The 25,109-nt window shown below is 55.8% G+C and carries 24 protein-coding genes and 3 tRNA genes; 5 read left to right on the top strand and 22 right to left on the bottom strand.

From position 1 onward, the window contains the following. Positions 1–52: 52 nt before the first annotated feature. Genes ccmI through ccmA form a run of 9 tightly spaced genes read right to left on the bottom strand, consistent with a single transcriptional unit; the run spans position 53 to position 6,766 of the window. Positions 53–943, bottom strand: a complete 891-nt coding sequence (gene ccmI, locus ACT3TY_RS13530) for a c-type cytochrome biogenesis protein CcmI (protein WP_444628579.1) — start codon at positions 941–943, stop codon at positions 53–55. Then, on the bottom strand, positions 940–1,410 hold the full coding sequence (locus tag ACT3TY_RS13525) for a cytochrome c-type biogenesis protein (protein ID WP_444628578.1): 471 nt from the start codon (positions 1,408–1,410) through the stop codon (positions 940–942). Before ACT3TY_RS13525 ends, ccmI begins: the two co-directional genes overlap by 4 nt. Then, positions 1,401–1,928: a DsbE family thiol:disulfide interchange protein gene (locus ACT3TY_RS13520; RefSeq protein WP_444628577.1), complete on the bottom strand. Its 528-nt coding sequence runs from the start codon at positions 1,926–1,928 to the stop codon at positions 1,401–1,403. Before ACT3TY_RS13520 ends, ACT3TY_RS13525 begins: the two co-directional genes overlap by 10 nt. Beyond that, positions 1,925–3,928 carry a heme lyase CcmF/NrfE family subunit gene (locus tag ACT3TY_RS13515; RefSeq protein ID WP_444628575.1) on the bottom strand — a complete coding sequence of 668 codons (2,004 nt, stop codon included), beginning with the start codon at positions 3,926–3,928 and terminating at the stop codon, positions 1,925–1,927. The genes ACT3TY_RS13520 and ACT3TY_RS13515 overlap by 4 nt, the downstream gene beginning before the upstream one ends. A 49-nt stretch (positions 3,929–3,977) precedes the next feature. Then, on the bottom strand, positions 3,978–4,454 hold the full coding sequence (gene ccmE, locus ACT3TY_RS13510; RefSeq protein WP_193055344.1) for a cytochrome c maturation protein CcmE: 477 nt from the start codon (positions 4,452–4,454) through the stop codon (positions 3,978–3,980). Beyond that, a complete protein-coding gene (gene ccmD / locus ACT3TY_RS13505; RefSeq protein ID WP_444628574.1) occupies positions 4,444–4,653 on the bottom strand; it encodes a heme exporter protein CcmD in 210 nt (69 codons plus the stop codon). Before ccmD ends, ccmE begins: the two co-directional genes overlap by 11 nt. Then, entirely contained in the window at positions 4,653–5,399 is a 747-nt protein-coding gene (locus tag ACT3TY_RS13500; RefSeq protein ID WP_444628573.1) for a heme ABC transporter permease, read from the bottom strand. Before ACT3TY_RS13500 ends, ccmD begins: the two co-directional genes overlap by 1 nt. A 14-nt stretch (positions 5,400–5,413) precedes the next feature. Further along, positions 5,414–6,142 carry a heme exporter protein CcmB gene (gene ccmB / locus ACT3TY_RS13495; RefSeq protein WP_444628571.1) on the bottom strand — a complete coding sequence of 243 codons (729 nt, stop codon included), beginning with the start codon at positions 6,140–6,142 and terminating at the stop codon, positions 5,414–5,416. Between the two features lie 3 nt (positions 6,143–6,145). Next, entirely contained in the window at positions 6,146–6,766 is a 621-nt protein-coding gene (ccmA, locus tag ACT3TY_RS13490) for a cytochrome c biogenesis heme-transporting ATPase CcmA (RefSeq protein WP_444628569.1), read from the bottom strand. 280 nt (positions 6,767–7,046) lie between these two features. Between ccmA and ACT3TY_RS13485 the strand changes: the two genes are divergently transcribed. Both ACT3TY_RS13485 and ACT3TY_RS13480 read left to right on the top strand, forming a co-directional pair. Next, the gene (locus ACT3TY_RS13485) at positions 7,047–7,472 is read left to right on the top strand and encodes a LexA family protein (RefSeq protein WP_444628568.1); all 426 of its coding nucleotides are present in this window, start codon (positions 7,047–7,049) and stop codon (positions 7,470–7,472) included. Continuing rightward, positions 7,473–8,105 (top strand): IMPACT family protein, encoded by a 633-nt coding sequence (locus tag ACT3TY_RS13480; RefSeq protein WP_444628567.1) that lies wholly within the window; start codon positions 7,473–7,475, stop codon positions 8,103–8,105. It begins immediately after the preceding gene. A 73-nt stretch (positions 8,106–8,178) separates the two neighbouring features. Here ACT3TY_RS13480 and ACT3TY_RS13475 read toward each other — a convergent pair whose 3' ends face one another. From ACT3TY_RS13475 to ACT3TY_RS13465, 3 genes are all read right to left on the bottom strand, one after another. Further along, positions 8,179–9,501 (bottom strand): sodium ion-translocating decarboxylase subunit beta, encoded by a 1,323-nt coding sequence (locus ACT3TY_RS13475; protein WP_087107962.1) that lies wholly within the window; start codon positions 9,499–9,501, stop codon positions 8,179–8,181. Between the two features lie 11 nt (positions 9,502–9,512). Continuing rightward, positions 9,513–11,321 (bottom strand): sodium-extruding oxaloacetate decarboxylase subunit alpha, encoded by a 1,809-nt coding sequence (oadA, locus tag ACT3TY_RS13470; RefSeq protein WP_444628565.1) that lies wholly within the window; start codon positions 11,319–11,321, stop codon positions 9,513–9,515. A 91-nt stretch (positions 11,322–11,412) separates the two neighbouring features. Next, a complete protein-coding gene (locus ACT3TY_RS13465) occupies positions 11,413–11,670 on the bottom strand; it encodes an OadG family protein (RefSeq protein WP_444628563.1) in 258 nt (85 codons plus the stop codon). Between the two features lie 126 nt (positions 11,671–11,796). Here ACT3TY_RS13465 and ACT3TY_RS13460 point away from each other — a divergent pair, with 126 nt between their 5' ends. Beyond that, positions 11,797–12,804, top strand: a complete 1,008-nt coding sequence (locus tag ACT3TY_RS13460) for a tRNA dihydrouridine synthase (protein WP_253927059.1) — start codon at positions 11,797–11,799, stop codon at positions 12,802–12,804. Positions 12,805–12,938: 134 nt separating this feature from the next. Here ACT3TY_RS13460 and ACT3TY_RS13455 read toward each other — a convergent pair. From ACT3TY_RS13455 to ACT3TY_RS13415, 9 genes are all read right to left on the bottom strand, one after another. Then, positions 12,939–13,015 (bottom strand) — tRNA-Arg (locus ACT3TY_RS13455). A gap of 102 nt (positions 13,016–13,117) precedes the next feature. After that, a tRNA-Arg gene (locus tag ACT3TY_RS13450) sits at positions 13,118–13,194 on the bottom strand. 17 nt (positions 13,195–13,211) lie between these two features. After that, positions 13,212–13,304, bottom strand: a tRNA-Ser gene (locus ACT3TY_RS13445). 124 nt (positions 13,305–13,428) lie between these two features. Next, positions 13,429–13,620, bottom strand: coding sequence for a carbon storage regulator CsrA (gene csrA, locus ACT3TY_RS13440; RefSeq protein ID WP_087107955.1), 192 nt, complete (start codon positions 13,618–13,620; stop codon positions 13,429–13,431). Positions 13,621–13,812: 192 nt separating this feature from the next. Beyond that, positions 13,813–15,063 (bottom strand): aspartate kinase, encoded by a 1,251-nt coding sequence (locus ACT3TY_RS13435; protein WP_087107953.1) that lies wholly within the window; start codon positions 15,061–15,063, stop codon positions 13,813–13,815. Between the two features lie 98 nt (positions 15,064–15,161). Next, on the bottom strand, positions 15,162–17,771 hold the full coding sequence (gene alaS, locus ACT3TY_RS13430) for an alanine--tRNA ligase (protein WP_444628561.1): 2,610 nt from the start codon (positions 17,769–17,771) through the stop codon (positions 15,162–15,164). Between the two features lie 170 nt (positions 17,772–17,941). Next, positions 17,942–18,403, bottom strand: a complete 462-nt coding sequence (locus ACT3TY_RS13425; RefSeq protein WP_172118675.1) for a regulatory protein RecX — start codon at positions 18,401–18,403, stop codon at positions 17,942–17,944. 5 nt (positions 18,404–18,408) lie between these two features. After that, entirely contained in the window at positions 18,409–19,470 is a 1,062-nt protein-coding gene (gene recA / locus ACT3TY_RS13420) for a recombinase RecA (RefSeq protein ID WP_444628559.1), read from the bottom strand. Positions 19,471–19,558: 88 nt separating this feature from the next. Next, positions 19,559–20,092 (bottom strand): CinA family protein, encoded by a 534-nt coding sequence (locus tag ACT3TY_RS13415; protein ID WP_193056489.1) that lies wholly within the window; start codon positions 20,090–20,092, stop codon positions 19,559–19,561. A 148-nt stretch (positions 20,093–20,240) separates the two neighbouring features. Here ACT3TY_RS13415 and mutS point away from each other — a divergent pair, with 148 nt between their 5' ends. After that, on the top strand, positions 20,241–22,829 hold the full coding sequence (gene mutS, locus ACT3TY_RS13410; RefSeq protein ID WP_444628557.1) for a DNA mismatch repair protein MutS: 2,589 nt from the start codon (positions 20,241–20,243) through the stop codon (positions 22,827–22,829). A gap of 157 nt (positions 22,830–22,986) precedes the next feature. Next, entirely contained in the window at positions 22,987–23,310 is a 324-nt protein-coding gene (gene fdxA, locus ACT3TY_RS13405) for a ferredoxin FdxA (protein WP_087107940.1), read from the top strand. Between the two features lie 168 nt (positions 23,311–23,478). Here the strand turns inward: fdxA and ACT3TY_RS13400 are convergent, their stop codons facing one another. Continuing rightward, on the bottom strand, positions 23,479–24,870 hold the full coding sequence (locus ACT3TY_RS13400) for an L-cystine transporter (RefSeq protein ID WP_444628555.1): 1,392 nt from the start codon (positions 24,868–24,870) through the stop codon (positions 23,479–23,481). Positions 24,871–25,109 lie beyond the last annotated feature (239 nt).

The raw sequence follows: 25,109 nt of genomic DNA, 5'->3' as shown, positions 1-25,109 counted from the left end.
GAGACGTATTCAAAATACATGATTCATAACGACTTCGGCAGCGGTGATTGGCTCAAGGCTCATCAGCCGCCGCTGTTTCGGATGTATCGGCCAGGCGTTCCTGGGCCGCGCGGATACCTTCGCGTAGCGAGTCGGCCGTGTTCGGATCGTTGACCGTTGCCAGCGCGCGCCGCCAGTGCTCCATTGCGCCCTCGTAATCGCCGTTATCAAACGCGTGAATGCCTAACAGGCCGAGCACCGTTGGTTGGCGTGGGTCCTGAGCCAGCGTTTCATTCACCAAACGCTGCACATCCGGGGTCAGCTCACGCCCTGCCCTAAAGAAGCGAATTTGCGCAAGCTGGGCGAGCAGTGCAGGAAGCCGGCCTTCCAGCGCGATGAGCCGTTCCAGCGCATCGATGGCGTTATCTTCCTGGCCGGTATCGCGATACAGCGGAAACAGCGAGGCCCACACGTTGGCATTGCCCGGCTGAAGCGCGGCCTGCTCTTCCATACGACGAATATACGTGTCTGGAGTAGCGCCGGGGTCGTTGAGTAATTCCTGCTGAACGCCATACAGGGCAAGATCACCCTCGGCCCCCTCTTCCAGGTACCAAAAAAGACTGATGGCCACCACACTCAAGGCAATCAACGGCACAGCTAAACGCCCGGCAAGGGGCGATTGTAGCGGTCGTACGGCCAGCGTGGCAGTATCTTCCAGAAGGCTACGCTCAAGTTCCAGCGTTCCTTCTTCAAGCTGCGCGGCACCAACATCGCCACGCGCATGAGCCGCCTCTACCGAGGCAAGCCGACGCTGAAAAATGGCCACGTTCTGCTCGGCCGAAGTGTCGTTGGCTTCATATGCACGTTGCTGGTCATAAAGCGCATGCGCCTTACGCAGCGGGGAAAGTAGCAAGACAATCGCTGGCAACATAACAATCGCCATGGCGACCCATAAAAGCGTCATGAGGATCTCCTGCGCTGAATCAGCGCATCCAGCCGAGCGCGCTCTTCAGCACTTAGCGCCTTGGCAGACGCATGGCGCCGTGCGCGTACAATCAGCAGCACGATCAAAACACCCCCGACGCCTAACCCGATGGGCAGCCCCCACAGAAGATAGGTACGGCTCTCCAGGCGTGGATTATAGAGAACATAGTCGCCAAAGCGCTCTACCATGTGATTGATCACTTCGCTATCGGAGCGCCCATCCTGCAGCATTTGATACACCCGTTCGCGCATATCGGCGGAGATAGGCGAGTTCGAATCATTGATGGCCTGGTTTTCACACAGCGGGCAGCGCATGGACGCGGTTAATGCGTGATAACGCTGCGCCAGCACCGGGTCGTCAAACTCACGCAGCTCGATTCCCTCCGCCACAACGCTTGTCGACAACAGCAGCAGGAAGAGCACGGCCAGGGTACGTATTAACGCCATTTGGCTACCTCCGGCAAAATACGCTCGGCCATATCCTGAGGCGAGATATCGCCTTTATGGTGATAGCGAATTATCCCTTCGGCATCGACCAGAAACGTTTCCGGCGCGCCATAAACGCCGAGATCAAAGCCCAGGCTGCCGTCAGGGTCAAAGATATTCACTTCAAACGGGTCGCCAAACTCGTTTAAAAAGTGCATTCCCTTCTCGCGGGTATCGCGATAGTTCACCCCGACCATACGAACCCCCTGGTCGGCCAATGCCAAAAGCTGGGGCATTTCCTGCTTGCAGGCCGGGCACCATTCGCCCCACACGTTAACCAGTGAGACCTCCCCCTGGAGCAGCGTTTGATCGACCAGGCGGCCTTCATCACGCAACGTGGTGGCCTCAAATGACGGAAACGCACGCGCCATCAGCGCAGAGTCCCGCGCTGACGGGTCATGCTGCAAACGCTGATATAAAAACAGCGCTACCAGAAGAAAACCCAGCGGTAGCAGTAACAGCCATAGTCGACGGCTCATAGCGCGGCTTCCTGCGTTTTGGGCGAGCGGGCCACGTCGGCACGGTCGGCCGTTCTGGTTCGGCGATAGCGCTTATCCACTATTGCCAGTATGCCGCCTAACGCCATCAACAAACCGCCCAACCAAAGCCAGCGTACAAAAGGCTTATATTGAATACGCATGGCCCAACTGCCATCCTCCAAATCTTCACCCATGGCAACGTAAAGATCCCGAAACAAGCCGGGGCGTAGCGCGACTTGGGTCATGGGCATACCCGTTGCCAGATAAAAGCGCTTCTCAGGGCGCATAATAAAACCATGCCCTGATTCGATATTGCGCACCTGAATGACGGCCGTATCGGCCATAAAGTTGGCGCCTCGGCGGCTTTTAAGCTCCGTCAACGTGAACTGATAGCCCGCGACGTCAAGCTCGGTGCCCGGCGCCATACGCACCGTGCGCTCAGTGGCATAGTTGGACACCACGGCCACACCAATAATCGTCACTGCAATTCCCACATGCCCGAGCACCATGCCCCAATACGCCAGGGAAAGCTTGCGCAAACCCGCCAGGCGGCTGGAGCCGTGGCGGGTTTTATCCCACATATCCTTCCCAATCGGCAGCACGATCCACAGCGCAGCCACAATACCCAATGAGGCCCACAGGTTCCATTCACCGGTGTATATCAGCGGCAATACCATACCCAGCACCAGCGCAGCGACGCCAGCAAGCCACAACTTACGGCGCAGTTCACTGGCTGGCATGCTCTTCCAGCGAGCGACCGGACCAAGCCCCATAAAGAGACACATCACAACCGTCAGCGGTACAAAAAGCGCATTAAAGTACGGTGGGCCCACGCTGATTTTACCCAGCTTGAGCGAGTCTAAAATCAGCGGATAGAGCGTGCCCAGCAAAATAGTCACGGTCATGATGACCAATAGAATATTGTTGATAAGCAGCAGCGAATCTCGTGATAGCCAGTTGAAGCTCGCATGATGGCTCACGCGGGGCGCGCGCAGCGCAAATATCAGTAGAGAAAGCGTCACGGTGATCGTCAGCAGCACCAGAATAAACAAGCCGCGTGAGGGGTCATTGGCAAACGCGTGCACAGAGGTAAGCACACCAGAACGCACCAGAAAGGTACCCAGCAGCGATAGCGAAAAGGTAAAAATGGCCAGCAGTACGGTCCAGCTTTTAAACGACCCGCGCTTTTCGGTGACAGCCAACGAATGGATCAGCGCGGTGCCGGTTAGCCAGGGCAGCAGCGAGGCGTTTTCCACCGGGTCCCAGAACCACCAGCCTCCCCAGCCAAGTTCGTAGTAGGCCCACCAACTGCCCAATGCAATACCCACCGTCAAAAAGGCCCAGGCAATATTGGTCCAGGGGCGCGCCCAGCGCGTCCAGGCCGCATCCAACCGCCCACCCAGCAGCGCGGCAATGGCGAAGGCAAACACGACGGAAAACCCGACATAGCCCATGTAGAGCATCGGCGGGTGAACAATCAAGCCAATATCCTGAAGCAGCGGATTAAGGTCCGCGCCATCGTGAGGCACGTTGGGCAAAAGCCGCTCGAAGGGATTGGACGTCAGCAGGATAAACAGTAAAAAACCCACGCTAATCAAGCCCATCACACCCTGTACCCGCGCTACCATGTCGCGAGGCAGGCCGCCTGAGAAGCGCGAAGCGGCATACCCCCAGCCCGCCAGCATCAGGCTCCACAACAGCACCGACCCTTCATGGTTGCCCCACACCGCACTGAGCTTGTAGTACCAGGGCAACAGCGAGTTGGAGTTGTTGGCGACGTTCGCCACGCTGAAGTCATCCAGCGCGTAGCTGGCGGTTAGGCACACATAAGCCGCTGCGATAAACAGAAACTGCCCCGTGGCCATGGGATGACCATATGCCATCCAAAGCGGCTTGCGCGTGGCGGCTCCAGCTAACGGCATTACGCCCTGCAATACCGCCATTAGCAGGGCAATAATTAACGCGAAGTGCCCAAGCTCAGGGATCAGTTTTACCAACATCGGCGCTCCAGCATGACACGGACTCTAGGGTATAGGACATTGGCTCAACCTATTCACGCTTGGCTGCTTCAACCGGTTGGTCCTGATAATCAGCAGGCGAGTAGCCTGCCTCTTCTAACGCTTGCGACACTTCGGGCGGCATGTAGTTTTCATCGTGGCGAGCAAGCACCTTGTCAGCGATAAACCGCCCGTCTGTAGACAGTTTTCCTACCACTACCACGCCCTGCCCTTCGCGAAACAGATCCGGCAGGATGCCGTTATAGGCCACCGCAAGCTCATCCACGTAGTCGGTTACCAGGAACTCGACGTTCAGGCTTTGCGGGTCACGGACCACCGAGCCCTCCTTTACCATGCCGCCTGCACGGATTGTCCGCTCGATGGGCGCGTCACCCTGGGCAATCTGCACCGGACTGTAGAACAGGTTGATATTAGCGCGCAGGGCGTAGAGCGTGAGGCCTACTGCCACGGCGGCTAGCGCCAGCGCGCCGAGAATGATCACTAGCTTCTGGCGGCGTTTAGGTGTCATCAGCATGTCTCGCTTGATGGGGTGGATGACGGTCACCACGCCGGGCACGGCGTTTTACAGCACTGGCCAGTTGGCGGTGCTCAAAACGAGCATGAATGATGCAGGCAACCATCAACAGTGCCGTGACGCCCCAGGCCGCCCACACGTAAGGGCCGTGTCCGCCCATGGCCAAGAACGCGCCAAACGATGTAAATGCCATTACCGCGCCTCCCTGATCAAATCCCTGACCCAGCGCTTATCAATTTCCCGACGCAGGATTTCACTCCGCGTACGCATCAGTGTAAGAGCGATAAAAAAACAGTAGAAGCCCAGCACCATGATCAGTAACGGCAGCCACATTTCCGTGGGCATGAGGGGCCGCGACGTCAATGTAAAGGTCGCCGACTGGTGGAGCGTAAACCACCAGTCCACCGAGTACTTGATAATCGGAATATTGATGACCCCAACCATGGCCAATACCGAAGCCGCTTTTGATCCCCCCTCACGACGGGCAAAAGCGCTGCGCAGGGCGATCACCCCTAGAAACAGGAACAACAGAATCAGCATGGAGGTCAGTCGGGCGTCCCACATCCACCAGGTGCCCCAGGTGGGCACACCCCACACCGCCCCGGAAAAAAGCGCTACAAACGTCATCACCGCTCCAAACGGCGCCATGACTGTCGCGGCCATATCCGCCACCTTGATCTTCCATACCATGAAGACCAGGCCCGCTGCCGCCATCGAAACAAACACCGACTGGGCAAGAAAGGCGGCGGGCACGTGGACATAAATGATCCTGAAGCTATCGCCCTGCCCCTGATTCACCTCGGTGGGTGCAAAGGCTAACCCCCATACCGTACCGGTCGCAATGAGTACCAGGGAGACTGCCCAGCACCAGGGCTGCACCTTTGCACTCATTGCATAAAACGATTTGGGCGAGCCCCATTTATGAATAAAGGTCCACATGGCGTGTTCTGTCCTCAACCGTTGATACTGATGCGTAGCGAGGCGGCAATCGCACAGGGAGCCAACAGTAGCGACGCGGCCAGCAGGGCCCCGAGCATGGCCAGGTGCGCCGCGACACCTTCACCGATGACAGCAGCCTGCACCGCCCCGACCCCAAAAATAAGCACCGGTATATACAGCGGCAGTATAAGCAGCGACAGCAGTACACCGCCTCGCGCGATACCGACGGTCAACGCCGCACCAATCGCGCCAAGCAGGCTCAAACTGGCGCTGCCCAGCAAAAGCGAAAGCGCAAGCACCACATAGCTGCCCGGAGGCAGGGCCAGCGTCACACCCAGAAGCGGCGCAACCAGCGCCAGCGGCAGCCCGGTCAACAACCAGTGGGCAAGTACCTTGGCCAGGCTAAGCGCGGCTAGCGGCTGAGGCGCGAGCAGCATCTGCTCAAGGCTGCCGTCGTCATAATCGGTGCGAAACAGGCTATCCAGCGACAAAAGCGCCGCCAGAAGCGCCGCTACCCACAAAAGACCTGGCGCGATCAGCGCAAGCACGGCGCGGTCGGGTGAAATGCCGATTGGGAACAGCGTTATCACCAGCGCGAAGAAGACCAACGGATTGAACAGCTCGCCGCGGCGTCTGAACATCAGTGTTACATCACGCTTCAGGGTAGCGGTAAAGGCGATCCACAGCCCGTCCGGCACCGGCGTTTCAAGTAGTGTAGTGGTCGCCTTCTGCCCCTGCGTCATTGTCTATCCCAGTTGAATACAGCGAGCGGCGGGCGAAGCATCCAGCGCATGGTGAGTGGTTACCAGAATGCTCCCCCCGACTTGAGCATGAGCTAAAAGCTGCGCTTCAAGCGCGGCTACGCCTTGGTGGTCAATGGCGGAAAACGGCTCGTCAAGCACCCAGAGTGGACGGCGCGTCAGCGTTAACCGGGCCAACGCCACACGGCGCTGCTGACCCGCCGAAAGCTGGCCGGCCAATACGTCCTCAAAACCGCCAAGCCCTACTTGCTCCAAAGCGCTCAGGCGCTGCGATTCATTACCCCGCTCGCCGCTTAGCGCCTGGTACCAGGCCAGGTTTTCAAGCGGTGAAAGCCCAGCCTTGATGCCTGGCGAATGCCCCAGATACAGCAGGTTGGCCAGATAATGTTCACGCACCTTGCGAAGTGGCGCGCCGTTCCAGAAAAGCTCGCCTTGGTAATCACTCAGTTGACCTGCCAGCAGCTTTAACAGCGTGGTCTTGCCGCTGCCATTGGGGCCTTCAATTCGAACGATGTCACCGCTGCGAATCGTGAGATCGAGCCCTTCAAATAGCCAGCGCCCATCACGCTCGCAGGCTAGTTGTCGTGCTTGCAGGCACAGGCTCAAAGGTGTCTCCCAACAGGTTGATAGTTAGCCAAAACTCTACACGGAAAGCCAGGTTATCTCCAGCCAATAGCAGCGGCCGTGAGAATGCACCAAGCGTGCTGACGGAACCAGCTTTTTGAATAGCAAAAGGCGCTGGATAAAAACAGCACTACCACTGTATGCAAAAACAGCTGTATACTAAAACACTGTATGAAAAGACATGCCAACAACCTGCTGGCTTGCCACTACTAAACGCCTAGGGAAAGGGCGCTGCATTGGAGAATTTCCTATGAATATATCGATGTCAGCACCAACTCACGCCGGTTCTACCGTATTGAGCAGCGCGTCCTGCGCACCTAAAGGCATTCAATCGGCACGCGCCTTTAAAACAGCACCACGCAGAACGCGCCACAATACCTACGCCCTCAAAATACGTGGCAACCGAATGCGTGATTGCAACTTGTTTGATGGAGATGTCATTATTATTCGGCGTTTTCAATGCGATACCCACGAAGAAACCGCCGTCGCTCACATCAATCAGCAACCTGTTGCGTTGAAGCAGCTCTCGATCAGTCGCTTTGGCGTACATTTATGGCCTGCCGATACCCAAGCGCCGGATCTCTTTTTGCACAATCGCGATATTCAAGTGTTAGGAATGGTAATGGGTGTGGCGCAGGATAGTGCCAACGACCTTGTTGCCAATTCTTATGGCCTTATGGAGCACTGATTGCGTTATCAAGTTCCTGATTTAGCTGCCTCGCAGTGGCATACCGCCGAGATAGAGGTCGAAAAAAGCCAGTTTCTGGCGTGGCTATGCCATGCACCGGATGTAGCTGCTTTTAGTGCACTTCTTGAAGCGGCAAGAGCCGCTCACCCCAATGCCAGCCATCACTGTACGGCTTATATTGCTGGGCCGCCCGGGGAGCAAACGCTGATTGGTTTTTCCGATGATGGCGAGCCTGGCGGCACGGCCGGTCGGCCAATGTACCAGGTACTTCAAGGCCGCCAAATGGGTGAAATCGGCGGTGTCGTGACGCGCTACTTTGGCGGCACCAAGCTAGGCACCGGCGGGCTGGCACGGGCTTACGCTCAAGCCATCAGCCATGCGTTGGAAACCTTACCGACGCGTGAAGTGATTGAGCGAGACGCCTACACGCTACGCCTTACCTTTGCCAGCGAGGCTATCGCCCGCGCCTGGTGCGACGAAAAGGCCATCCCCATTGAACACGTCAACTACGATGGCGAAGGTGTTCAGCTCACCATTGGCTGGCCCCGCGACCATACGTTCGACCTTTCCCCCTTGGAAAATCGCCTAAAGTGCACGCTGGACGTTACCCCGGTAAACGCCCCCGCCCCCTGAACCAAAAACGGCTTACGGTGTAAACCGTAAGCCGTGCATGGGGCACTTCTGCTTCCCCGTCAATCCTGTCTATTTATCCCAAATATTTAATCATTACCCCGGCAGCCACGGCAGAACCAATTACCCCTGCCACGTTTGGGCCCATCGCATGCATCAACAAGAAGTTATGCGGATTGGATTCCAGACCGACCTTATTAGCTACACGCGCCGCCATAGGCACAGCGGATACCCCGGCAGCACCTATCAGCGGATTAATCGGCATACGGCTCATTAGGTTCATCAGCTTGGCCATTAACACGCCGGCGGCGGTACCAATTCCGAAGGCCACAATACCCAGCCCCAGAATCCCGAGGGTTTCCACCGTCAAGAAGCTTTCCGCCATCAGCTTTGAGCCAACAGAAAGCCCTAGAACGATCGTCACGATGTTGATCAGCGCGTTCTGGGCGGTATCCGAAAGCCGCTCTACCACGCCGCATTCGCGCATCAAATTACCAAAGCAGAACATCCCCAGAAGCGGTGCTGCGTCGGGTAGAAACAGCGCGACCAGGATCAACAGCATGAGAGGAAAGATCACTTTTTCCAGCCTGGAGACGGGGCGCAGCTGCGTCATTTTTATCTGACGCTCTTTTTCAGTGGTTAACAGCCGCATAATAGGTGGCTGGATTAACGGCACCAGCGCCATGTACGCGTAGGCCGCCACCGCGATAGCACCCAATAGCTCTGGCGCAAGCACGCTGGACACATAGATAGACGTTGGCCCATCGGCGCCGCCGATAATCCCGATCGCTGCCGCCTGGTTCAGCGAGAAGTCCATGATGCCCATGGAGGTCAGCACAACGGCACCAAACAGCGTGGCGAAAATACCAAACTGGGCCGCAGCACCTAGAAACAGCGTACGAGGGTTGGCAAGCAGCGGGCCAAAGTCAGTCATGGCGCCCACGCCCATAAAGATCAACAGCGGCGCGATACCCGATGCAATGGCCACTGAATAGAAGTTATACAGCATGCCATTGCTGTAACCGACGCTTGTCGCAATATCCTTAGCGGCACGCAGCTGCTCTGGCGCTACCTCACCATGGGCAACCACTTTGAGCGTTTCACGCCACGCATCAATACCCGCCAAAGGATCCAGCATTACGCCCAGCGCGGCCCCAACCTGCTGAAGCACGGCAGGCTTGCCAACCTCAATGGCCTGGTCCAGCGCTGAAATCGCAAGGCCAGCTTCGGGAATATTGGCAAGAATCCCCCCAAAACCAATCGGCACCAACAGCAGCGGCTCAAATTTCTTATGGATCGCCAAATAGAGCAGCAGCAGCCCGACCCCGATCATGACCACTTGGCCAAGCTCAAGGTTATAAAGCCCCGAGCCCTCCCATAACGTGACTAGCTTATCCATTCCCGAGGCCCTTAAAGCTCAATCAGTACGTCGCCAACAGCTACGCTGTCGCCTTCACTAACATTGACTTTCGATACCGTGCCGGCACTGCTGGCGCGAATTTCGGTTTCCATTTTCATAGCTTCAAGAATGATGACCACTTCCCCATCCGCTACCTGGTCGCCAGGGCGCACATTCACCTTGAAGATATTGCCAGCAAGCGGTGCTTCTATGGTTTCACCACTGCTGGCCGCCGGGGCGGGGCTCGCCGCTGGCGCAGGCGACTGCTCTTGCACCTGGCCAATATCGCCGCCTTCAGAAACTTCCACTACAAACGCTTTGCCATTGAGCTTTACGGTATAGGTTTCAGGGCCACGTGCCGCTTCTGGCACACTGCCTTGAGTAACCACCGGAGGCTTGGCAGGCTCGCTACCAGCCGCCTGGGGCGCGGGTTCGAAAGCGTCCGCGTTATCACGATTTTTAAGAAACTTCAGACCGATTTGTGGGAACAAGGCGTAGGTGAGGACATCATCTATTTCACAGTCGCCCTCTGCCAGGCGTACCTGCTCGGCGCCGGCTTTCTCTTTAAGCTCTGCCGCCAGCTTTTGCATTTCAGGTGCAAGGTTATCCGCCGGGCGACAGGTAATCGGCTGACCGCCTTCCAGCACGCGGGCTTGAAGCTCGGTGTTAAAGGGGGCGGGTGCCGCGCCGTATTCGCCTTTCAGCAGCGCCTGCACCTCTTTGGAAATGGACTTGTAACGCTCGCCCATCATCACGTTCATTACCGCTTGGGTACCGACAATTTGCGACGTGGGCGTCACCAGCGGAATAAATCCCAGGTCTTCACGCACACGAGGAATTTCGCCAAGCACATCGTCCAGCTTGTCGCCCGCGCCCTGTTCTTTCAGCTGACTTTCCATATTGGTCAGCATGCCGCCTGGCACCTGGGCCACCAGAATGCGCGAATCGATGCCGCGTAACGAACCTTCAAAAGCAGCGTACTTTTTACGTACTTCACGGAAATAGCCCGCGATGTCTTCCAACAGTTCAAGGTCCAGCCCGGTATCACGGTCGGTGTCCTTGAGCATCGCAACAACGGACTCTGTGGGGCTATGTCCATACGTCATCGACATGGACGAAATCGCGGTATCGACGTTATCGATACCGGCCTCGACTGCCTTAAGAATGGTGGAAGTGGAAAGTCCTGTCGTGGCATGGCAGTGCAGGTGAACAGGAATAGACAGATTTTTCTTCAGCCGCGTTACCAGCTCAAATGCGGTGTAAGGCGTTAACAGCCCCGCCATATCCTTGATAGCCAGCGAGTCTGCGCCCATTTCGGCAATATTGGTCGCTAGATCGACCCAGCTATCCAGGGTATGTACCGGGCTTACCGTGTAGGAAATAGTACCCTGCGCATGCCCACCCACCTGACGAACCGCTTTAATCGCGCGCTCCAGGTTGCGCGGGTCATTCATGGCATCAAACACACGGAACACATCAACGCCGTTGGTTTTGGCCCGTTCGACAAACTTATCGACTACGTCATCCGCATAGTGGCGATAGCCCAACAGGTTTTGACCACGCAGTAGCATGGCTTGAGGCGTATTGGGCATCGCCTCTTTTAATGCCCGGATGCGCTCCCATGGGTCTTCGCCTAAATAACGAATGCATGCATCAAAGGTGGCGCCACCCCAGGTCTCTAGCGACCAGTAGCCAACACGATCCAGCTTTTCAGCGATGGGCAGCATGTCGTCCAGACGCAAGCGGGTCGCAAACAGTGATTGATGGGCATCACGCAGTACCACATCGGTAATTCCCAGCGGGCGTTTTGTCTCATTCATAGCAGTAGCTCACACGTTAAAATTATTGATATGTAGTAAAACTAACAAAATAAAGGCAAATAAGGGGATAGGCTGACTAAAAAATTACCGATTAGTGACGCTTTAATGAGCGGTAACGATGCACCGCAGCACTGATAACTGCAGTCACTTCCTCGTCCTCGCCACTCAACGCGGGAGCAGACGAAGGCTTTGTACCTGCTAACGTCGACACAGGCGTCGGCTGAAAACGTCCTAACAGTTTTGACATCAACGTAACGCTAATGACTAAAATAGTAAGAAAAACAAAAACAAAGCCCATCCCAAGCCCCATAATTGCGAGCCCCTCCTGGAGTAGTTCTGCATTCTGCATAATGTCTCTCTTGTTGTAGAGCATAAATTAACGCTTAAAGGGTTCTAAAAGCCCCTTGGCGCCGTCAAAGTAATACACTAACCTGCCACACCCAGCATAAAACGCAATCGCGCCATAGTGGAAGTCATGGTTGTTAATTTACTACAAAACGGCAAAATTGGCCTCGCCCCGATGGAGGGCGTTATCGACGCCCTCACCCGCGACTTATTAACGCGTGAGGCAGGCTTTGATTGGACCGTTACCGAATTTGTCCGCGTGGTCGACACGCGCCTCCCGCCCCGAGTGTTTTACAAGCACTGCCCTGAGCTTACCAACCGTCCTGTTGCGACCGCCAGCGGCATTCCCGTGCATTTGCAACTGCTTGGCTCTGACCCCAAGGCGCTGGCTGAAAACGCTCGCCAGGCGCTAGCGCTGGGTGCTGTCAGCGTGGACTTGAATTTCGGCTGCCCGGCCAAGCTGGTTAATCGGCATGATGGAGGCGCCTCGTTACTGCGCCGCCCTGAACGCGTCTACCAGGCAGTGAAGGCCGTCTCCGAAGCACTTGAGGGTCAAATTCCGGTCACCGCTAAAATCCGCCTGGGCTTTTCAGACCGGCGCTTAGCCGTCGCCTGCGCCCAGGCGACCCAGGCAGGCGGTGCCGCTCGCCTGGTTGTTCACGGCCGCACACGTGATGAAGGCTATCGCCCTCCGGCTCACTGGGAGTGGATCGGCCGAGTGCGCCAGCAGGTATCGATACCCGTGGTTGCCAATGGCGATATATGGACGCTGGAGGCGTACTGGAAAGCGCGCACCCTGTCAGGCTGCAGAGACGTGATGTTAGGCCGTAGCGCGCTAGCAGACCCCTGGCTTGCGCCACGTATCCGGCACTGGCAGCGAACCGGTGAACGACTGCCTGAAACCACATGGCCAATGCGTGCCAGCGTGATCAAGGAGTACGCGCATCTTCAGCGGCAGCATCTACCCGATCGGGTTGTGGTCTCGCTGGTAAAGCAGTGGCTCGCACAGATGCGTCAGGGCAACGAAGAAGCCAACCAGCACTTTCAGCGCGTTAAACGCCTAACGGACCTTGATACCCTGCTTAAAAACCTGGTCATCGACACAGCGCACCCTGAGGCGGCTGTCAGCTGCCACTAAGCAAGGCATTGACCAAAAAAAAGCGCCCTCGCAATGCGGGGCGCTTAAAACGATCCAAAACCAAAGCGCGAGCCGCCCTGGTCAGGCTAGAAAGCAGAAAACCCGCTCTCATAAAAGAGAACGGGTTTAGAATCTGGCGCGCCCGGGAGGATTCGAACCTCCGACCCCCTGATTCGTAGTCAGGTACTCTATCCAGCTGAGCTACGGGCGCTTTAGTGATGTAAATACTCATTACTAAACATGATGAAGTGCTTATGCTTAAATACTTGTAATGAAATACTTATAGGCTTCCGCCTTACATCAGGTTAGAAGATGGCGCGCCCGGGAGGATTCGAACCTCCGACCCCCTGATTCGTAGTCAGGTACTCTATCCAGCTGAGCTACGGGCGCATCTTCTAATGTGCGGCTGGCGGAGAGAGAGGGATTCGAACCCTCGATAGGGCTATAAACCCTATACTCCCTTAGCAGGGGAGCGCCTTCAGCCACTCGGCCACCTCTCCTCAACAGCACGGCGCGAATGTTACCGATTTCAGCGACTGCTGTCTAGTCCTATGCCGATTTTTTTCGCGCCAGCTTCATCTTACCGTTGATACGCCCTGTATTGGGCGCGATAAAAGCGACCATTTATTCTGCTTCGCTTTCTTCACTGCTACGCTCGCGCTGGATGCGCTGATAGATCTCTTCACGGTGTACAGCCACGTCTTTCGGCGCATTGACGCCGATACGCACTTGATTACCTTTCACACCTAACACTGTGACGGTGATTTCATCACCTATCATCAATGTTTCGCCAACTCGGCGGGTTAGGATGAGCATGGCTGATCTCCTTCTCAGACGTTTTATACAACGGGTTGTGTCCACCAGAGGCGCCACTAAGCCATTATGCGGCATAGCGGCGCGCTAACCAATGCCTCTGACTCCATGACACCCAAACCTCCCGTTGAAAGAAAGCTCACCACCAGCAAGTAGCGAGTGCCTTTTCAGCGTAGAAGGTTTAAGGCAGAAATGTTATTCAGATTCTATATCTGACTTATCCAGGCCAAATGCCTTGTGTAACGCGTTAACGGCAAGTTCCATATGCTTTTCATCAATCACCACTGAGATTTTAATTTCAGAGGTGGAAACCATACGGATATTGACGTTTTCATCAGCCAAAACGCGGAACATCTTCGAGGCAACACCGGCGTGAGAGCGCATGCCAACACCGACCAGGGATACCTTGGCGATATTGTCATCGCCACGCAGCTCACCGCCGCCCAGGTCAGGAATGACCGTTTCTTCAAGCAGCTTCTTGGTGGTCTTGTAGTCGCCCTTCGCCACGGTGAAGGTAAAGTCGGTGTAGTCACCCGCCGGTGCTACGTTCTGCACGATCATATCGACTTCAATGTTGGCATCAGCGATAGGGCCAAGAATGCGCGACGCAACACCTGGTACATCGGGCGTGTGCAGCAGTGTCAGCTTGGCTTCATTTTTGGTAAACGCGATACCGGAAATCAGCGGTTCTTCCATGGAGTCCTCGTCTTGGTCAGCATCTGCAATAATTAGGGTACCGGGGCCATCTTCAAAGCTCGACAGTACCCGTAGGGGAACGTTGTACTTGCCCGCAAACTCTACCGCACGAATTTGCAGCACTTTGGAGCCCAGGCTTGCAAGCTCCAGCATTTCTTCCACCGTAATGCACTCCAGGCGCTGTGCCTTGGTGCATACGCGGGGGTCAGTGGTGTAAACCCCATCAACGTCAGTATAGATCTGGCACTCATCGGCGCCGAGTGCCGCAGCAAGCGCTACCCCGGTAGTGTCCGAGCCACCACGTCCTAGCGTAGTGATATTGCCGTCTTCATCAACGCCCTGAAAACCAGCCACAACCACGACCTTGCCTGCGTCGAGGTCAGCCTTAAGGTCTTCGGTTTCAATGCGCTGAATACGCGCTTTGGTGTAAGCATTGTCAGTATGAATACCGACCTGGGCACCGGTGTGTGAAGTGGCCGCAACGCCAACCTGCTGGAGCGCCATGGCGAGCAATGAAATCGTTACCTGCTCACCGGTCGAGAGCAGCATATCCATTTCACGCGGGGCGGGGTCATCATTAAGCGCATTGGCCATATCGGTCAACCGGTTGGTCTCTCCGCTCATGGCGGAGACCACGACCACGACCTGGTGGCCCTGGTCACGAAAGCCCTTGACCTTTTCCGCCACGGCTTTGATACGGTCAACAGAACCTACCGAGGTGCCACCGAACTTCTGTACGTATAGTGCCATATGCCGTTTTTTCCTATTCGTCCGGGAATGGGGGATGAAAGTAGTTATATTAAGTTAGCAAAAGGCCGGTTGCAGATAATTGCCACCGGCCTTTGTGATTAGCTAAGTATGTTTTCCAGCCACGCGGGGACGCTACTTAACGCGCCAGCCAGCGCTTCTGGCTGACTGCCACCCGCCTGCGCCATATCAGCACGACCACCGCCTTTACCGCCAACTTGCGAGGCGACATGGTTAACCAGCTCACCGGCTTTAACGCGCTCGGTCAGGTCTTGAGTCACGCCTGCAATCAGGCTGACCTTGCCCGCCGCCTCATCGGCAACGCCCAGGATAATAACGCCAGAGCCAATCTTGTTTTTAAGTTGGTCAAGCACGCCACGCAGTTCCTTACCGGATACTCCCTCCAACTGAGTCGCCAGCAGCTTAACGCCGCCGATCTCCTGCGCCTGGCTCAGCATGTCGCTACCCGCAGCGCTTGCAAGCTTAGCCTTCAACTGCTCAAGCTCTTTTTCCAGGCTGCGATTACGCTCGACCAATGACTCGACGCGGGCTTCCACCTGCTCGGGCTTGGTTTTCAGGCGATCACCCAACCGCTGCACGCGCGCTTCCTGCTCGCGGAAATAGGCCAGCGCATTCTCGCCGGTAATGGCTTCAATGCGCCGCACGCCAGAGGCAATACCTACTTCACTGACGATATGGCAGCAGCCGATATCACCACTTCGTGCAACGTGAGTACCGCCACACAGTTCAATCGAAAAGCCGTCAGCACCGATCGTCAATACGCGAACATTTTCCGCATACTTGGCTTCAAACAACGCCGCAGCCCCTTTGGCCTTGGCTTGCTCCAGGCTCATCTGCTCAACGTACGTCGGCGCATTAGCAAGAATCTGCTCGTTAACCAGACGCTCCACCTCTGCCAACTGATCAGCACTCAGAGGCTCGAAGTGGCTGAAATCGAAGCGCAGACGTTCTGCATTTACCAATGAGCCTTTCTGCTGCACGTGATCGCCCAACACCATGCGCAAGGCTTTGTGCAGCAAGTGAGTGGCCGAGTGGTTGCGAATGGTCGCAGAGCGCAAGCTGGCATCAACCTCGCCACGAACGCTGGCCCCCACGTTCAACGTGCCTTCTATCATCACGCCCTGATGCAGATGATGACCGTTCTGCTTTTGTGTATCGGTAACTTCGAAGCGGCCCCCCTCTACGTATAAGTAGCCGGTATCACCCACCTGGCCGCCCGATTCACCATAAAACGCGGTACGGTCTAATACGACAGTGCCTTTCTGGCCTGCTTCCAGCGCGACAAGGGCGTTGCCTTCGCTATCCACAATAGCAGTTACCGTGGACTGATCTTCAAGCTGGTCATACCCCGTAAACTGGGTTTCGCCATCCAGTTCAATAGAGGCGCTGTAGTCGGCGCCAAACTGGCTGGCCGCACGGGCACGCTCGCGCTGAGCGTCAAGCTCGCGCTGGAAACCAACTTCATCCAACGTCACACCGCGCTCACGGCAAACATCCGCCGTAAGGTCAAACGGGAAACCGTACGTGTCATACAGCTTGAACACGGTTTCACCCGACAGCACGTTGCCATCAAGCTCCTCAAGCGCGGTATTCAATAAGCCCATGCCGTGGTCCAGCGTGCGCGCAAACTGCTCCTCTTCTTTCAGCAAAATACGGGCAATTTGGGCGCTTGCCTCACGCAGTTCTGGATAGGCATCGCCCATCTCGGCATCCAGTGCATCCACCAGCGTATAGAAGAACGGCTTGGTGGCACCCAGCTTGTGACCATGACGAACCGCTCGGCGGATAATGCGCCGCAGCACATAACCACGGCCTTCATTTGAAGGCAGCACGCCGTCGGCGATTAAAAATGCACACGAACGAATATGGTCCGCAATAACGCGTAGCGAAGGCGTTGCCATATCGGCATGCCCGGTCGCCTTGGCGGCCGCCTGGAGCAAATTCTGGAACAGATCGATTTCGTAGTTGGAGTGCACGCCCTGCATAACGGCCGCTACCCGTTCAAGCCCCATGCCGGTATCAATAGAGGGCTTGGGCAGCGGGTTCAGCGTGCCCTGGGCATCGCGATCAAACTGCATAAAGACCAGGTTCCAGATCTCAATGTAGCGGTCGCCATCTTCGTCAGCGCTGCCGGGAGGACCACCCCATACGTCAGGGCCGTGATCAAAGAAAACTTCTGAGCTGGGGCCGCAGGGGCCGGTATCGCCCATTTGCCAGAAGTTATCTTCATCCAGCTTGGAGAAGCGCTCCGGGTCGATGCCGATTTCATCTTTCCAGATGCGCTCGGCCTCGTCATCGCTAATATGCACGGTGACCCACAGCTTCTCTTTAGGCAGGCCTAGCGTTTCGGTTAAAAACGTCCACGCAAATCGGATAGCGTCCCGCTTGAAGTAATCACCAAAGCTGAAGTTACCCAGCATCTCAAAAAACGTATGGTGGCGTGCGGTATAGCCAACGTTATCCAGGTCGTTATGCTTACCACCGGCACGCACGCAGCGCTGAGATGAGGTGGCACGCACATAAGGGCGTGGGTCACGGCCAAGAAACACATCTTTGAACGGCACCATGCCCGCGTTGGTAAACAGCAATGTCGGGTCGTTACCTGGCACCAGAGAGCTTGTGGGCACAATGGTATGCCCTTGCTCTTCGAAAAAGGATAAAAAGGCCTGTCTAATCTCTGCGCTTCTCATAGGGTATCCGTAACAATAAAGCATGATGCCCCAGGGCGCTGTCGCCGCTACCCGCTGGGGTCGCAAAAGCGCCATTATAGCGCAGTTGTCTAACGACTAAAGCGGCAGTTAATGGCTAAGAGCTAAAGACGTCAGAAAACGATAACCCACAATAGTGATGAAAGAAGGCTTTACAGGCAAGAGAGCGCGTAACGAATTTGTTCAAAATCGAAGCCTCGTGACGCTAGAAAGCGCTCTCGTTTGGCCCGCTCTTTGGGGGATTCACCGGGGGAGGAAAAGCGTCGCGATAAGGTATCACTGGCCAGTTCAAACCAATCGACACCTTCATTCTCTTCTACGGTGGCGAGGGTTTCTGCCACTATTTCCTGACTGATGCCGCGCTGACGCAGCTCGCCTTTAATCCGTATCACGCCCTGACCGCGCATAATGCGTGAACGGATAAAGCTTTCAGCAAAGCGGACGTCTGACTGAAGCCCCTGCTCTTCAAGGGTGTCCAGGCACGCCTCAATGTCAGCGGTATCAACGGCTTTTTGTTTTAGCTTTTGCGCTATCTCAGCGCGAGAGTACTCGCGCCGAGATAGCAGCTGTAGTGCGATGTCGCGTGGGGTGGCATCACGTGACGAAGCAAACATAAGCGTTACAGCAGGTCGTCGTCAGCATCGGCGGGAACATCAGCAGCCGATGCCTCTTCTTTCTTGGGGTCAGGCTTGGCAAGCAACTGTTCGCGGATCTGGCTTTCGATCTCTTCCATAATGGCCGGATGCTCTTCAAGGTACTGAGCCGCGTTTGCCTTGCCCTGACCGATTTTGCTGCCTTTATAGCTATACCAGGCACCCGCCTTGTCGACCAGGTTGCACTGTACGCCCAAGTCGACCACCTCACCGGCATGGTAGATACCCTTGCCGTAAAGAATCTGGAACTCGGCCTGACGGAACGGCGGTGCTACCTTGTTTTTAACTACTTTAACGCGCGTTTCGTTACCGGTGACTTCATCGCCCGATTTCACCGAGCCGGTGCGGCGAATATCCAACCGAACACTGGAGTAGAATTTCAGTGCGTTACCGCCTGTGGTGGTTTCCGGGCTACCAAACATAACGCCGATTTTCATGCGAATCTGGTTGATAAAGACCACTAAACAGTTGGCGTTTTTAATATTACCGGTGATTTTACGCAGCGCCTGAGACATCAAACGTGCTTGCAGGCCTACGTGGGTATCCCCCATTTCCCCTTCGATCTCCGCACGCGGAGTAAGCGCTGCCACGGAGTCGATAATAATCACGTCAACGCCGCCTGAGCGCACCAGCATATCGGTGATTTCAAGCGCCTGTTCACCCGTGTCTGGCTGGGAAACCAGCAGATCATCGAGGTTAACACCCAGTTTTTCCGCATAGCTTGGATCAAGCGCATGCTCGGCATCGACAAACGCACACACCTTGCCCTGCTTCTGTGCTTGAGCAATCACGGAAAGCGTCAGGGTGGTTTTACCGGAGGATTCAGGGCCAAAGATTTCGACTACTCGGCCAAAGGGTAATCCTCCAATGCCAAGCGCAATATCCAGCCCCAGCGAGCCAGTGGAGACTGACGGCATCACAACGCGAGGCGCGTCACCCAAGCGCATTACCGTGCCTTTTCCGAACTGACGATCAATTTGGCTAAGTGCGGCGTTTAGCGCTTTCGTACGGTTGTCATCCTGAGCCATGCAAACACCCTCATCACAGACTGTATAATTAACCAGTATTATGCCAAAAATTCGTCGCTAAACAAATCCTCAACGTGGTTTTTAACGATTATTTCTCTTCCTGACCCTCAGCCAGCATATCCAGACGCGCCACCAGCCCTGCCAACGCCTCGCGAACGGCCTGCTCGCGTACCGCTTGGCGATCACCGGGAAAATGAAAACATTTGGCGTCCTGGTGATTAACATCGCCCCAAGCCAACCACACCGTACCCACCGGCTTTTCATCGCTGCCGCCCCCGGGGCCTGCCACACCACTGACCGCCACGCCCAACTGCGCGCCGCTATCACGGCAGGCACCGGCCACCATGGCATTCACCACCGCTTCACTGACAGCACCATGGGTGTGTAGTGTAACGTCTGAGACGCCAATCAGCCGCGTTTTAGCCGCATTAGCATACGTCACGTAACCCGTTGTGAAGTAGGCCGAGCTACCTGCAGCTGAGGTGATCGCACTGGCAATGCCGCCACCGGTACACGACTCTGCTGTGGTTACTTCTATATCCAGCTGCTGGCAAAGCTTTCCAAGCCGCTGCGCCAGCAGGGACAAATCCAGATTTTTTAGGCTCGTTATGCTGGGCGTCATGGTCGCTCCTTCATGTAAGATATCAGTCAGCGTAGAATACTGCGTTTAGCTTTCTCAACGAAATCGCTCAAAGAACGTATTTAACGCTTTTATTTAATGAACATGCCGTAAGCGAGATGCGCTTACGCCACGCTCAATCAGGACGCCCATGTCACAGGCCATCCCCCCCAATACGCCCATGATCACGCAGTATTTGAAGATCAAACGCGAACACCCTGACGTCCTTCTGTTCTACCGGATGGGGGACTTCTACGAGCTGTTTTTTGATGATGCCAAGCGCGCGGCTGCGCTGTTGGATATCACGCTTACCCAGCGTGGCCAATCCGGTGGCAAACCCATTCCGATGGCGGGCGTTCCTTATCATAGCGCCGAAGGCTACCTGGCCCGCTTGGTGGCTACCGGTGAATCCGTGGCCATTTGCGAGCAAATTGGTGACCCGGCAACCAGCAAGGGTCCGGTTGAACGGCAAGTCGTGCGCATCGTAACACCCGGCACACTGCATGATGAGGCGCTCCTGGATGCTCGGCGCGACAACGTGCTGGTCGCGTTGGCACCCGGCAGTGACCGCTGGGGGCTTGCGTGGCTTGAGCTATCCAGCGGGCGTTTTAGCGTGCTGGAAGTCGAAAGTGAAGCCGAAACGCTTGCCGAGCTGACCCGCCTTTCACCCGCCGAACTACTGGTTCCTGAGAGCCTGACGCTGCCCGACATGTGGTCGCAGAAGCGCAGCTTGCGTCGCCAGGGCGAGTGGCTGTTTGATTTGGAAAGCGCCAATCGCAGCCTGTGCGACCAATTTGAAGTTCAGGACCTGCGTGGGTTTGGCTGCGCCCACCTTACCACCGCTTTGGTGGCCGCCGGGGTACTGATTGACTATGCCCGAGATACCCAGCGCTCGCGCTTGCCCCACGTAACGGCACTCAGCGTTGAAAACCGTGATGATGCGGTGGTCATTGATGCTGCCAGCCGACGTAATTTAGAGATCGATATCAACCTTGGCGGTAGCACGGACAACACGCTTGCCAGCGTACTGGACACCTGCACCACCGCCATGGGGTCGCGGCTTTTAAAGCGCTGGTTGAATCGCCCCCTACGCCAGCGTGAAACCGTGCAGGGCCGCCAGGCGGGGGTGGCACTTTTAAGTCTCGATGCTGCATACATGACGCTACGCGACACACTCAATGATGTGGGTGATGTAGAGCGTATTTTGGCCCGCGTCGCGCTCTATAGCGCCCGCCCACGCGACCTGGCCCGCTTAAGAGACGCCCTTAATACGTTGCCAGCACTTGAGCAGCAGTTAGGTGGCGTAGAAAGCGGCAGTACGCTGGATAATTTGCGTCCGCATATTCGCCCCTATCCGGATATCGCCGACCAGCTGAGCCGGGCGTTGATCGAGAACCCACCAGTGGTGATCCGCGATGGCGGTGTGATTGCCGATGGCTATGATGCCGAGCTTGACGAACATCGCGGCATGGCCGAAAACGCTGGCAGCTACCTGGTTCAACTGGAGCTACGTGAGCGTGAGCGTACTGGCCTTGCCAACCTCAAGGTGGGTTACAACCGGGTGCACGGCTACTTTATAGAGCTACCCCGCTCCCAGGCCCAACAGGCACCGGCTGATTACATCCGCCGCCAAACGTTGAAAAATGCTGAGCGGTTTATTATCCCCGAGCTCAAGGAGTTTGAGGACAAGGCGCTTTCCGCCAAGTCTCGCGCACTGACCCGTGAAAAGTGGCTGTATGAACGCCTGCTAAGCGAACTCAACGAACATCTCATGGCGCTACAAAGCACTTCCCGGGCGCTTGCCGAACTTGATGTACTGTGTGCATTTGCCGAACGTGCCGATGCGCTTAACTGGGTGCACCCGACCCTGAGCGACGCGACCGGCATTAGCATTACCGCTGGCCGCCACCCAGTGGTAGAACAAGTCAGCGACAAGCCGTTTGTACCCAATGACGTTGTGCTGTCGCCTGATCGTCACATGCTGATTATTACCGGCCCCAATATGGGCGGTAAATCGACCTATATGCGCCAGACCGCCTTAATCGCGCTGCTAGCCCATAGCGGTAGCTTTGTGCCTGCCGATGCGGCTGAGATTGGTCCTGTCGACCGGATATTCACCCGCATAGGCTCCTCGGATGACCTTGCCGGTGGGCGCTCCACCTTTATGGTCGAGATGACCGAAACGGCTAATATTTTGCACAATGCCACAGAGCATAGCCTGGTGCTGATGGATGAAATCGGCCGGGGCACCAGTACTTTCGACGGACTTTCCCTGGCCTGGGCAAGCGCTGAGCACTTGGCGCAGGCGCAGGCACTGACGCTCTTTGCTACACACTACTTTGAAATGACCGCCCTTCCCGAGCAGGCCGAAGGCGTGGAAAACATTCATTTAACCGCTACAGAGCATGGCGATAGCATTGTGTTTATGCATCGCATTGAGGCAGGCCCGGCCAGCCAAAGCTACGGCTTACAGGTCGCCCAACTAGCCGGTGTTCCAAGCCACGTTATCAAGCGCGCCCGTGAAAAGTTGATTGCCCTGGAACAGCGCGATGTAGACACTCATCAGGCGCGCCCAGGCCCGGCACAACACGCCCCTGCCAATAGCCCGTCACCCCAGCAAAACGATCTCTTTGCCAGTGCGCCACATCCGGTTTTAGAAGCACTGGAGCGTGCCGACATTGATGATTTATCGCCCCGCGAGGCACTGGCGTTGGTCTATCAATGGCGAGATTTGTTGTAACCGGTACAAGAGAAGATAGCCAAGTGCTTGCCGTGAGGTATGGGCGCCACTAGAATGTCGCCCATACTTTTTAGCTTATAAGAAACAGCCGTTTTATAACCATTCATGATTGACCTATGACCGGGACCTCCCCCGGTCCCGCAAGAGGGATAGCGCGATGACGTTTGTCGTTACCGAAAACTGCATCCAATGCAAATACACCGACTGTGTAGAGGTTTGCCCGGTCGATTGCTTTTATGAAGGCCCCAACTTCCTGGTGATTCACCCGGATGAGTGCATTGACTGTGCGCTATGCGAGCCTGAGTGCCCGGCCGAAGCCATCTTCTCAGAGGATGAGCTGCCGGATGGGCAAGAACCGTTTATCGAGATCAACGCTGAGCTGGCTGAAGTGTGGCCCAACATCGCTGAAAAGAAAGATGCCTTGCCAGATGCCGAAGAGTGGGATGGCAAGAGCGGCAAGATCGACAAGCTGGAGCGATAACACAGCACGCTTTTAGTACCGTGTCGTTAGCCATCGGCTTAAAAACCAGCGTCCGCGCTGGTTTTTTTATGTCTGCTTGTCCCTCCTCTTCAAGGATAACGCACGCGACAAACGCAAAAAGCCACCCGAAAGGCGGCTTTTTGTAGCTTGCTTAACTTACCGGTTGGATTACGCTGCTTTCGGCTCGTCCAACTGGTCATCGTTGGAAGCAAAAATAGCCGCGTCGTGCTGCTTGAGCAAACGACTGGTCACCGTACCCGCCGTCATTGAACCATTGACGTTGATGGCGGTGCGGCCCATATCAATCAACGGCTCAATCGAGATGAGAAGCCCCGCCAAAGCAATCGGTAGATCAAGCGTTGAGAGCACGATGATCGCGGCAAAGGTTGCCCCGCCGCCAACACCGGCAATGCCGAAAGAGGCCAGCGTCACGACCAGTACCAGCGTTGCCAGAAACTCCAGTGAAAACGGATCAATCCCCACCGTGGGCGCAATCATCATGGCCAGCATGGCCGGATAAAGCCCCGCGCAGCCGTTTTGGCCGATGGTCGCTCCGAAGGAGGCTGAAAAGTTGGCAATCGCAGGGGGTACGCCAATGCGGTCTACCTGCGCCTCGATATTCAAAGGAATCGTGGCCGCGCTTGAACGTGAGGTAAAGGCAAAGGTGAGTACCGGCCAGACCTTCTGAAAATAGCGTTTGGGGTTAACCCCAACGCCCATCAAAAATAGCGCATGCATGACCAGAATAAGTGCCAAGCCAACGTAGGAGGCAACGACGAATCCGAGCAGATTAAAGATATCGTTGAGATTCGACGTAGAAACCACTTTGGCCATTAACGCCAGTACCCCGTAGGGCGTAAGGCGGATCACCATGCGCACCAAACGCATGATCCACTTCTGCACAATATCGATGCCTTCGATAAGCTTGTCGCCAATCACTGCATTTTCACGCTTGATGCCCAGAGCGGCCAAGCCGAGAAACGTCGCAAAGATCACCACACTGATAATGGAGGTGGGTCGTGCGCCCGCTAAATCCTGAAACGGATTGCTGGGAATAAACGAGAGCAGAAGCTGTGGGATGGTCAGGTCTGCCACCTGAACACTGCGCTCGACAATCGCCTGGCCGCGCTCCAGCTCGCGAGCGCCTTGTACCAGCCCCTCGGCAGACAATCCAAACAGCTGAGTCATACTAATGCCGATAACGGCAGAAATCGCCGTTGTCAGCATGAGCATGCCAAGTACCCCCAGGCTAATCTTGCCCAGCGCACTGGCATCATGTAAGCGCGTAACAGCAGATAAAATGGTCACCAGCACCAACGGCATAATGATCATTTTTAACAGTTGGACATAGCCACCGCCCACCAGGTTTACCCAGTCGATGGTGCCCTCAAGCACCTCTGAACCGGCGTATCCCCATTGCAATAGCGCGCCAAGCACTACCCCAATGACCAAGCCTGCAAGCACTACGCGAGACAGGCTGGCACCACGCCGCTGCCAACGCGCCAGCAGTGCAATCGCCAGTATAAAGACCAACACGTTGATCGCAATCAACCCATGCATGTAACGCACCTCCTGAATAACAAAAAACGGCACATCAACGATGTACCGTGTGACAAGCGCAGCAGCAGAAGCATAGCCTGCTAATTCTGCGGGCCATGGTAAGTAATAGCGAAGAAGAATAAAAATGGATTTTACTTATAACCTAGGAATCATTTGGCTGGTTGCGTCGGCCGGTTGCAAGAAACACCGGGAACAACCCTCTTGCCAGGTATTCAGCGTAAGCAGGTATAAAACGTAAG

This window comes from Halomonas sp. AOP22-C1-8 (assembly GCF_052378905.1).
GTDB lineage: Bacteria > Pseudomonadota > Gammaproteobacteria > Pseudomonadales > Halomonadaceae > Vreelandella > Vreelandella citrativorans.
Note: the sequence above shows the minus strand (reverse complement) of the source record. Positions and strands in the feature narration are given on the sequence as shown.

What these genes read in the sequence shown, in the direction of transcription:
- ccmB (WP_444628571.1), bottom strand. Translation starts at nt 6,142, where the DNA reads ATGACGCAGGGGCAGAAGGCGACCACTACACTACTTGAAACGCCGGTG.
- ACT3TY_RS13465 (WP_444628563.1), bottom strand. Translation starts at nt 11,670, where the DNA reads ATGCAGAATGCAGAACTACTCCAGGAGGGGCTCGCAATTATGGGGCTT.
- ACT3TY_RS13460 (WP_253927059.1), top strand. Translation starts at nt 11,797, where the DNA reads ATGGTTGTTAATTTACTACAAAACGGCAAAATTGGCCTCGCCCCGATG.
- alaS (WP_444628561.1), bottom strand. Translation starts at nt 17,771, where the DNA reads ATGAGAAGCGCAGAGATTAGACAGGCCTTTTTATCCTTTTTCGAAGAG.
- ACT3TY_RS13520 (WP_444628577.1), bottom strand. Translation starts at nt 1,928, where the DNA reads ATGAGCCGTCGACTATGGCTGTTACTGCTACCGCTGGGTTTTCTTCTG.
- mutS (WP_444628557.1), top strand. Translation starts at nt 20,241, where the DNA reads ATGTCACAGGCCATCCCCCCCAATACGCCCATGATCACGCAGTATTTG.
- ACT3TY_RS13435 (WP_087107953.1), bottom strand. Translation starts at nt 15,063, where the DNA reads ATGGCACTATACGTACAGAAGTTCGGTGGCACCTCGGTAGGTTCTGTT.
- ACT3TY_RS13485 (WP_444628568.1), top strand. Translation starts at nt 7,047, where the DNA reads ATGTCAGCACCAACTCACGCCGGTTCTACCGTATTGAGCAGCGCGTCC.
- ccmI (WP_444628579.1), bottom strand. Translation starts at nt 943, where the DNA reads ATGACGCTTTTATGGGTCGCCATGGCGATTGTTATGTTGCCAGCGATT.
- recA (WP_444628559.1), bottom strand. Translation starts at nt 19,470, where the DNA reads ATGGCTCAGGATGACAACCGTACGAAAGCGCTAAACGCCGCACTTAGC.
- fdxA (WP_087107940.1), top strand. Translation starts at nt 22,987, where the DNA reads ATGACGTTTGTCGTTACCGAAAACTGCATCCAATGCAAATACACCGAC.
- ACT3TY_RS13425 (WP_172118675.1), bottom strand. Translation starts at nt 18,403, where the DNA reads ATGTTTGCTTCGTCACGTGATGCCACCCCACGCGACATCGCACTACAG.
- ACT3TY_RS13400 (WP_444628555.1), bottom strand. Translation starts at nt 24,870, where the DNA reads ATGCATGGGTTGATTGCGATCAACGTGTTGGTCTTTATACTGGCGATT.
- oadA (WP_444628565.1), bottom strand. Translation starts at nt 11,321, where the DNA reads ATGAATGAGACAAAACGCCCGCTGGGAATTACCGATGTGGTACTGCGT.
- ccmE (WP_193055344.1), bottom strand. Translation starts at nt 4,454, where the DNA reads ATGACACCTAAACGCCGCCAGAAGCTAGTGATCATTCTCGGCGCGCTG.
- ACT3TY_RS13515 (WP_444628575.1), bottom strand. Translation starts at nt 3,928, where the DNA reads ATGTTGGTAAAACTGATCCCTGAGCTTGGGCACTTCGCGTTAATTATT.
- csrA (WP_087107955.1), bottom strand. Translation starts at nt 13,620, where the DNA reads ATGCTCATCCTAACCCGCCGAGTTGGCGAAACATTGATGATAGGTGAT.
- ACT3TY_RS13525 (WP_444628578.1), bottom strand. Translation starts at nt 1,410, where the DNA reads ATGGCGTTAATACGTACCCTGGCCGTGCTCTTCCTGCTGCTGTTGTCG.
- ACT3TY_RS13415 (WP_193056489.1), bottom strand. Translation starts at nt 20,092, where the DNA reads ATGACGCCCAGCATAACGAGCCTAAAAAATCTGGATTTGTCCCTGCTG.
- ACT3TY_RS13500 (WP_444628573.1), bottom strand. Translation starts at nt 5,399, where the DNA reads ATGTGGACCTTTATTCATAAATGGGGCTCGCCCAAATCGTTTTATGCA.
- ACT3TY_RS13475 (WP_087107962.1), bottom strand. Translation starts at nt 9,501, where the DNA reads ATGGATAAGCTAGTCACGTTATGGGAGGGCTCGGGGCTTTATAACCTT.
- ccmD (WP_444628574.1), bottom strand. Translation starts at nt 4,653, where the DNA reads ATGGCATTTACATCGTTTGGCGCGTTCTTGGCCATGGGCGGACACGGC.